This window comes from Micrococcus sp. KRD096 (genome assembly GCF_017168495.1).
GTDB classification, from domain to species: domain Bacteria; phylum Actinomycetota; class Actinomycetes; order Actinomycetales; family Micrococcaceae; genus Micrococcus; species Micrococcus luteus.
Genome location: NZ_JABFAY010000003.1, coordinates 89833 through 98085 on the forward strand (window position 1 = coordinate 89833; position 8253 = coordinate 98085).

Sequence of the window (8253 nt, forward strand, 5' to 3'; positions counted from 1 at the left end):
CACGCGGGCAGTCTATGCGCGGGCCGGACGGGGTAGGGTCGGGACCAGTCCACATCGACAGGGGAGCGCCCGCGCGGCGCTGAGAGTGCGGTCCGCCGCAGACCCTCGAACCTGCTCCGGTCCGCACCGGCGAAGGAAGTCGAGTCTCCCGGTCGACGTCGTCCCGGGATTCCGGTGGCGGCCTCGTCCCGGCCCCTCTGCCGTCCCAGAGGAGAACCGCCATGTCCCGCACCCCGCACCGCGCCCTCGCCGCCCTCTCAGTGGCCGCCCTCGCCCTCACCGGCTGTTCGGTGTCCGGCTCGTCCGGCGACGGGGCGTCGTCGTCCGCCGCCGGCGCCGGCGGCGAGCCGACGACGGTGACGATCATGACGCACGACTCGTTCAACCTGCCCGAGGAGCTCGTCCAGAAGTTCGAGCAGGAGTCCGGCTACACCCTGAAGACCACGGCCCCCGGCGACGCCGGCAGCGTGGTGAACCAGCTCCTGCTGGCCAAGGACGAGCCCACCGTGGACGGCGTCTACGGCGTGGAGGACCACTCGGCGCACCGCCTCGTCCGCGAGGGCGTCGTCGCCGAATACACCCCGCAGGACCTGCCCGCCTCCGCACAGGACCGGATGGTGGAGGACCGCATGACCCCGGTGGACCAGGGCCAGGTGTGCTTCAACACGGATCCGGCGTGGTTCACCGCCCACGACGTCGAGGCCCCCACCTCGATCGACCAGCTCGACGACCCCGAGTACGCGAAGCTGACGGTCGCCACCTCCCCCGTGGCCTCCTCCCCCGGCCTGGCGCTGCTCGCGGCCACCACGGAGAAGTACGGCGACGACGGCTGGCAGGACTGGTGGCAGGGCCTGATGGAGAACGGCGGCAAGGTCGCCGACAGCTGGTCCGACGCCTACAACTCGGACTTCTCCGGCGGCGAGGGCAAGGGCCAGTTCCCGGTGGTGCTCTCCTACTCCTCCTCCCCCGCGTTCGCCCCCGAGACCGAGGTGATCGAGGACTCCTGCACCCCGCAGGTCGAGTACGCCGGCGTGCTCGAGGGCGCGAAGAACCCCGAGGGCGCGCAGGCGTTCGTGGACTTCATGCTCACCGAGGACGTCCAGTCCGCCCTGCCCGAGTCGATGTACATGTACCCGATCGACGAGTCGGTGCAGCTGCCCGAGGAGTGGGCGCAGAACGCGCCGCTCGTCGAGGACGCCATCACCCCGGACCCCGCCCGCATCGACGAGCGCCGCGAGGACCTGCTGAAGGAGTGGACCGCCCTGTCCGAGGCCTCCCGGCGCTGATGTCCGCGCTCACCGAGGTCGCGGCCCCCGGCACGGACCTGCCGCGCCGGCGGGCCCGCGGCCGGGGAGACGGGCTCGGCCCGTGGTGGCTGGTGGCCGCCGTCCTGCCGGTCGCCTTCCTGCTCGTCTTCTTCGCGTGGCCCGTGGCGGCCATGCTCTGGCGCGGGATCGGCGGCGACGCCGACGCGTTCACCGGCGCCGTGGACCTCACCGCCTTCGGGGAGACCCTCGCCCGCGAGCGCACGTGGCGCATCCTCGGCCAGACGCTCGGCATGGCCGCCGCCGGCACGGTGGTCTCCGTGGCGCTCGGCCTGCCGACCGCGTTCGTGCTGCACCGGCGTCGCGTCCCGGGGCGGGCCGTGCTCCGCGCCCTCGTGCTCGTGCCGTTCGTGCTGCCCACGGTGGTGGTCGGCGTCGCGTTCCGCGCCCTGCTCGCCCCCGGCGGACCGCTCGGCTTCACCGGGCTGGACCAGACGACCACCGCCGTCGTGCTGGCCATGGTCTTCTTCAACGTGTCCGTGGTGGTGCGCCAGGTGGGCGCGCTGTGGAACGCGCTGGACCCGCGCCAGACCGAGGCCGCCCGCACCCTGGGCGCCTCGCCGTGGCGGGCGTTCCGCACCGTGACGCTGCCCCAGCTCGCCCCGGCGATCGCCGCGAGCGCGGCGCTGGTGTTCCTGTTCTGCGCGTCCGCGTTCGGCATCGTCCAGACGCTCGGCCGGCCCGGCTACGGCACGCTCGAGTCGGAGATCTGGGTGCAGACCTCCGTCTACCTGGACCTGCGGACCGCGGCGGTGTTCTCCGTGCTGCAGTTCGCGGTGGTGCTGGCCGCCGTCGTGGTCTCCGGCGTGACGGCGGCGCGCACCCAGCGGGCGCTGCGCCTGCGGGAGACGCCGCCGGCCCGGCTCACGCGCGCGGACGCGGTCCCGGTGGCCGTGATGCTCGCGGTGGTGGCGCTCGTGGTGGCGCCGATCCTGACGCTCGTGGTGCGCTCCTTCCACACCCGCCACGGCTGGGGGCTGGGCAACTATCGGCTGCTGTCCACGAGCGCGGGCAGCGGGTTCGTGGGCGGGTCGACGCCGGCCCAGGCGCTCGAACAGTCCCTGCGGGTGGCCGTGGACGCCACGCTCGTGACGCTCGTGGTGGCCGTGCCGCTGGCCCTGCTGCTGACCCGGCCCTTCCGTTCACGCGCGGCGCTGGTGGCCCAGCGGGCCCTCGACGGCGCCCTGCTCCTGCCGCTCGGCGTGTCCGCGGTGACCGTGGGCTTCGGCTTCGTCGTGTCCCTGCGGGCCGCGTTCCCGGAGCTGGCGGCCTCGGGCGTGCTCGTGCCACTGGCCCAGGCGGTGGTGGCGCTGCCGCTCGCGGTGCGGGCGCTCGTGCCCGTGCTCGCGGCGGTGGACCCGCGGCTGCGGGAGGCCGCACGCACCCTCGGGGCGGGCCCGTGGCGGGTGCTGGCCACCGTGGACGGCCCGTTCCTCGCCCGCGGCGTGGGCGTGGCCGCGGGCTTCGCCTTCGCGGTGTCCCTGGGCGAGTTCGGGGCCACGAGCTTCCTGGCGAGCCCGTCCGCGCCCACCCTGCCGGTGCTGATCGCCCGGCTGCTGGGCCGGCCGGGCGCGGACAACTACGGGATGGCGCTCGCGGCGGCCACGGTGCTGGCCGTGCTGAGTGCCGGGATCATGCTGGTGTGCGAGCGGCTGCGCCCCCGGGGCCCGGCCGGGGCGGGAGGTCTGTGATGACGCCGACGACGACGGGGGCCTCCCTCCGGCTGCGGGATGTGGCGATCCGCTATCCGGACGGCTCCACCCCCGTGCGGGGGACGGACCTGGACGTGGCCGCCGGGGAGATCGTGGCGCTCGTGGGCGCCTCCGGCTCGGGCAAGTCCACGATCCTGCGCGGGATCGCCGGGCTCGAGGACGTCGTGGCGGGCACGGTGGAGCTCGACGGGCGGGACGTGGCGGCGGTGCCGACGCACCGCCGGGGCGTGGGGATGGTGTTCCAGGACGGGCAGCTGTTCCCGCACCGGACCGTGGGCCGGAACGTGGCGTACGGCCTCGAGTCCGCCGGCTGGGACCGGGCCCGGCGGCGGGCACGCGTGGCCGAGCTGCTGGACCTGGTGGGCCTGACCGAGCTCACGGACCGGCCTGTGCAGCGGCTCTCCGGCGGGCAGGCCCAGCGCGTGGCGCTGGCCCGGTCGCTGGCCCCGGCCCCGCGGGTGCTCCTGCTGGACGAGCCGCTGTCCGCGCTCGACGCGGACCTGCGCCGGCGCCTGGCCGAGGACATCCGGGCGGTGCTGCGGGCGGCGGGGACGACCGGCGTCGTCGTCACCCACGACCTCGCGGAGGCCGCCGTGATGGCCGACCGCACCGTGCGCCTCGGCGCGGGGGGACGCATCGCGGCGGAGGAGGACGGCCCGGCGGTAGCCTCTCAGGCATGACCCACCCCGCCCCCGGCTGACCGCCCAGGACGTGGTGGACGCCGCCGTCGGGATCCTGCAGGACTTCGGCATGGGCGACCTGTCCATGCGGCGCGTGGCCGGGGTGCTGGGCGTGCAGGCCTCCGCGCTGTACTGGCACGTGCCGGACAAGCAGTCGCTGCTGGCGCGGGTGGCGGACCGGATCGTCGCCGAGGCGGAGGAGACCGTGCGCGCCCGCCGCGTCACGGACCTGGCGGGCCGCGCCGAGGCCGCGGAGGCCGCCCTGCTGCGGCACCGGGACGGGGCGGACGTGGTGCTCTCCGCCCTCGCGCTCGGGCTGGGCGGCCTCGGCCTGCACCGTCTGCTCACCGAGGCGGCGGACACCCCGGAGGACGGGGAGCGGGCCCTGGCGCTGCTGCTGGGCACCGTGTCCCTGCGGCAGCAGCGCGCGCAGGCGCAGGCGCTCGGCGTGCCGACCGGCCCGGACGTGCAGCGGCACCGCACGGACCCGCTCTGACCCCTCGTCCGACGCCGCCGCGCGGGAGGCCGAGGAGAGGAGACCTGCCTCCTCACAGGTGCGCTCGGTAAGGTCGCCCAGAGCAGAACAGGTCGGGACGGGTCGTCCCCTTCGTCCACGGCGATCCCGCCCGACCGCCGCAGTACCAGCATGGCCCGCCGGACCCGGCTCACAGTTCCGGCGCGGTCCCCTTCGACACAGCCGGCGAAGCCATGGGAGCACGGATCAACCACCCGCGGACGGTCGTGGACCGGACGCTGCATCACGACGTCGAGCCCGCACACCCCGCGGCGCTCGTCGACGTGGGCTGGGACTTCCGTGGCCCGGGCGCCAAGGCGGAGGAGCAGCACCGCCCGCTGCGCGTGGTCCGTGCCCGCCGGCCTCGGGGCACCCCGCGGGACCGGAACGGCGTCGACCTCACGCGCACCGGCCCCGTCGTCGGATGCAGGTCCAGGCGGAGGGCCCTCCCCGCCGCGCACCCGGATCCGCCGGGACGGCGTCCGCGTGGTGGCCAGCCCGCTGGCCATGCTGCCCGGCGTGGACCACGGCCCCGCCCTCCGCCTGGACCTGCATCCGACGACGGGGGGCATCGTCTACGTGGCCCGCGAGCTCGAGCTGCGCGAGCTCGGCGACGACGTCCGCGGCCACGTCTACACCGGGATGGTCGGGACGGCGCATCTGAGCGCCTTCTGGTCCACCGTCACCGTCGACCTGCCGCCAGAGCGCCCGGTGATCGTGCGGCTGCGCTCGGACCGGGACGCCGAGCTGCTCTCCCTGCTCGAGGTCCTCGCCCCCGTGGACACGCGCGTGGTCTCCTACCGGCTCGACGAGTCCCCCGTGGGCACGCAGCGCTCCAGCTACCTGCTGCCGGACGTGGACCCGGAGACGGTCGCCCAGACGGGCGCGGCCCGGATCCCGCTCGAGGCCATCGAGGCCGCCCAGGAGGAGGAGGACGCGCTGCGCCGCTCCTCCGGCGTCTTCCTCTCCCGCCGCCGCACGGACCGCTTCCTGCGCCGCAACCTGCCCGGGGTGACCCACAGCCTCACGTTCGCGGACGAGGCGGACGTGACGGACGTGTACGTGGACGGCTCCGTGCTGCGCGGCTCCCGCATCGGCGGGGCGGCCGCCGTCGCCGGGCCGAGCATGTGGGCCGTGCAGGCCGTGGCCGGGGCCACGATGCCGCTCGAGGTGGAACTCGAGGCGCTCGTGCTGGGGCACGTGATCTGCGCGTGGGCGGGCACCCCCGGCGGCCGGGTCACCATCCACTCGGACTCGCGCGCCGCGCTGGCCCTGCTCAACGCCGCCCGCCGCGAGCGGCTCACCCTCGGCGGCGCCCGGGGCGAGCGCATCCGCCGCACCCTGCGGCGCCTGCTGGCCGCCGTCGACCTGGCGCAGGCCGCGGACGTCCAGGTGGACACCACGTGGGTCAAGGGCCACGTGGGCGTGCACGGCAACGAACTGGCCGACGACCTCGCCCGGGCCGCCGCCCGCCACGCCAGCGTCGGCACCCCCGAGGGGGACCTGCCCGAGCGGATGGGGCAGCTGATCCAGCTCCGCGTCGAGGACGACGCCGCCGGCTGACCCCGGCCCCCGATTCCCCGTCCTCCGCCCCAGCCTCTAGGGTGGGGCTGTGGAAGCGACAGTGGAACAGATCACAGCGGCCGTCACCGCCTTCAACAACAAGTACTGGTACGTCGTGATGGCGCTGCTCTTCGTGGCCGGGGTGTGGTTCACCATCCGGACCGTGGGCGTGCAGGTGCGCATGCTCCCGGAGATGCTGCGGTCGGTGACGGGCAAGTCCCAGACCGGGTTCGAGAACGACGGCGTGAGCCCGTTCCGCGCCTTCACCATCTCGGCGGCCTCGCGCGTGGGCACCGGCAACGTGGCCGGCGTGGCGATCGCGATCGTGATCGGCGGCCCGGGCGCCGTGTTCTGGATGTGGCTGCTGGCGATCATCGGCGGCGCCACCGCGTTCGTCGAGTCCACGCTGGCCCAGCTGTACAAGCAGAAGGGCTCGGACGGCTACTTCGGCGGCCCCGCGTACTACATCCGCGACGGCCTGGGCGCGAAGTGGCTGGCGGCCGTGTTCGCCGTCGCCATCACCGTGACCTACGGCTTCGTGTTCAACGCCGTGCAGTCCAACTCGATCTCCGAGTCCGTGCAGGCCAACTGGGGCGCGTCCTCCACCACCGCGTGGATCGTGGGCCTGGGCCTGGCCACCCTCACCGGCCTCGTGATCTTCGGCGGCGTGCGCCGGCTCTCGGCCGTGACCAACGTGCTGGTCCCCGTGATGGCCACGTTCTACATCTTCCTGGCCCTGATCGTGATGGTCGTCAACATCACCGAGGTCCCGGGCATGATCGCGCTGATCGTGGGCCACGCCTTCGGCCTGCGCGAGGTCGCGGGCGCCGCCGTCGGCATGACGATGGTGATGCAGGGCGTGCGCCGCGGCATGTTCTCCAACGAGGCCGGCATGGGCTCCGCCCCGAACGCCGCCGCCACCGCGGCCGTCTCCCACCCGGCCAAGCAGGGCTTCGTGCAGTCCCTGGGCGTCTACTTCGACACCCTGATCGTGTGCTCGGCCACCGCGTTCGTCATCCTGCTCTCCAACCCGGCCTACGGACGCGGGGAGGCGCTCGGCATGCAGGTGACCCAGGGTGCGCTCCAGCAGGCCGTGGGCGCGTGGGCCGGCCCGGCGCTGACCGTCATCATCTTCTTCCTGGCCTGGTCCTCCGTGCTGGGCAACACCTACTACGGTGAGGCCAACATCCGGTACCTGGCCGGCCGCCACGCGGGTCGGGCCATCAGCGTGTTCCGCGTGCTCGTGCTGGTGTGCGTGGTCGGCGGCGCGCTCGGCTCCGTGGCGCTGGTGTGGAACCTCGCGGACACGTTCGCGGCCCTCATGGCGACCATCAACCTCGTGGCGATCATCCCGCTGGGCGGGCTGGCCGTGAAGCTGCTCCGGGACTACGAGCGCAAGCTCAAGGCGGGCATGGATCCGGGCTTCCACATCTCCGACCTGCCCGAGGCGCGGAACGTGGCCCTCTGGAGGGACGAGCCGAAGACCTCCCCGCTCCAGGACTGACGCCCCCGCCCGCGCGTTTCGAGGCGGGATATCGACCCCATCCGGCTGCCGCGGGCGGCCGTGGGGTGGATATCCCGCCTCGATGCATGAGGAGGCGCGGTCTGGACACCGTGCGGGGGTCGGCGCCTAGGTTGAGGCGCACCCGACCGGCCACGCACGAGTGGCCGGCACGACGTCCGAGGAGGACACCATGGGCATCCTCTCCAGCCTCACCCGCACTCTCGGCGGCGGTGGCCGCCGCTCCAGCCGACCCACCATCGGTGCGCACATCGGCCGGTCCCCCGGCTTCGGCCGGCAGGCCCGCTCTCAGGGACGCCGGTCCAGCGGCCTGGGCGGTGCCCTCCTGGGCACGCTCGGCGGTCTGGCGCTGCGTGAGCTCTCGCGCCGCGGCGCCGGAAGCACGACGCGCGGGCGCAGCTCCGGTGCGTACCGCGGCGGCTTCGGACCCTCGGCCCGGTCCACGGGCGGCCTCGGCACCGGCCTGCTGGGCGGGCTGCTCGGCGGGGCCCTCGCCTCCCGCGGCCGGTCCGGTGCCGCCGGCCGACGCACGGCGGGTGGCCGCCGGACCGTGGGCGGCGGCTTCTGACCGCTGCGCGGGCGCGGAGTCGCCGCTGAACGGCATCACCGCGGAGCGGACACGACCACGGGGCGGGCACCGACGGATCGGTGCCCGCCCCGTGGTCGCGATGGGCCGGTGGCGTGCCCGAGGCGTCTGCGCCGCGGCTCAGCCGAGGCCGGCGACGCGGCCCAGGATGAACACCAGGACGCCGATGACCACGAGGGCGATGATCAGCCCGAGCACGATCTTGCCGGCCGAGCGCTCGCCGGTCTGCTCCACGTCCATGCCCGGGTTGTGCGGGCCGACGCCTGCACCCTCGGCGGGGGGCGTGTCGCCGTCGAACGCGACGCCGGAGGTCTCGTCCGTCGCCTCGCGTGCGCGCCGGGCGTCCTGGGG

General features: G+C 74.8%; 8 protein-coding genes and 1 riboswitch. Of the genes, 7 read left to right on the forward strand and 1 reads right to left on the reverse strand.

What is annotated here, in order from left to right; all coding sequences use genetic code 11:
• Nucleotides 1–49 precede the first annotated feature (49 nt).
• A riboswitch (TPP riboswitch) is annotated at nt 50–155 on the forward strand.
• A 66-nt stretch (nt 156–221) separates the two neighbouring features.
• From J1M41_RS02190 to J1M41_RS02220, 7 genes are all read left to right on the forward strand, one after another.
• Nucleotides 222–1286, forward strand: coding sequence for a thiamine ABC transporter substrate binding subunit (locus tag J1M41_RS02190; RefSeq protein WP_206451050.1), 1065 nt, complete (start codon nt 222–224; stop codon nt 1284–1286).
• Nucleotides 1286–3016, forward strand: coding sequence for an iron ABC transporter permease (locus J1M41_RS02195; protein WP_148408307.1), 1731 nt, complete (start codon nt 1286–1288; stop codon nt 3014–3016). Before J1M41_RS02190 ends, J1M41_RS02195 begins: the two co-directional genes overlap by 1 nt.
• On the forward strand, nt 3016–3717 hold the full coding sequence (locus J1M41_RS02200) for an ABC transporter ATP-binding protein (protein ID WP_036316162.1): 702 nt from the start codon (nt 3016–3018) through the stop codon (nt 3715–3717). Before J1M41_RS02195 ends, J1M41_RS02200 begins: the two co-directional genes overlap by 1 nt.
• Nucleotides 3718–3751: 34 nt before the next feature.
• Nucleotides 3752–4213 (forward strand): TetR family transcriptional regulator, encoded by a 462-nt coding sequence (locus J1M41_RS02205; protein ID WP_206451051.1) that lies wholly within the window; start codon nt 3752–3754, stop codon nt 4211–4213.
• Between the two features lie 507 nt (nt 4214–4720).
• Nucleotides 4721–5794: an RNase H family protein gene (locus J1M41_RS02210; protein WP_342214051.1), complete on the forward strand. Its 1074-nt coding sequence runs from the start codon at nt 4721–4723 to the stop codon at nt 5792–5794.
• A gap of 61 nt (nt 5795–5855) precedes the next feature.
• Nucleotides 5856–7298, forward strand: a complete 1443-nt coding sequence (locus J1M41_RS02215; protein ID WP_206451052.1) for an alanine/glycine:cation symporter family protein — start codon at nt 5856–5858, stop codon at nt 7296–7298.
• Between the two features lie 190 nt (nt 7299–7488).
• Nucleotides 7489–7884 (forward strand): hypothetical protein, encoded by a 396-nt coding sequence (locus tag J1M41_RS02220; RefSeq protein ID WP_049146465.1) that lies wholly within the window; start codon nt 7489–7491, stop codon nt 7882–7884.
• A 138-nt stretch (nt 7885–8022) separates the two neighbouring features.
• Here the strand turns inward: J1M41_RS02220 and J1M41_RS02225 are convergent.
• The coding region (locus J1M41_RS02225) for a DUF6480 family protein (RefSeq protein WP_206451053.1) at nt 8023–8253 on the reverse strand (231 nt) is incomplete at its 5' end.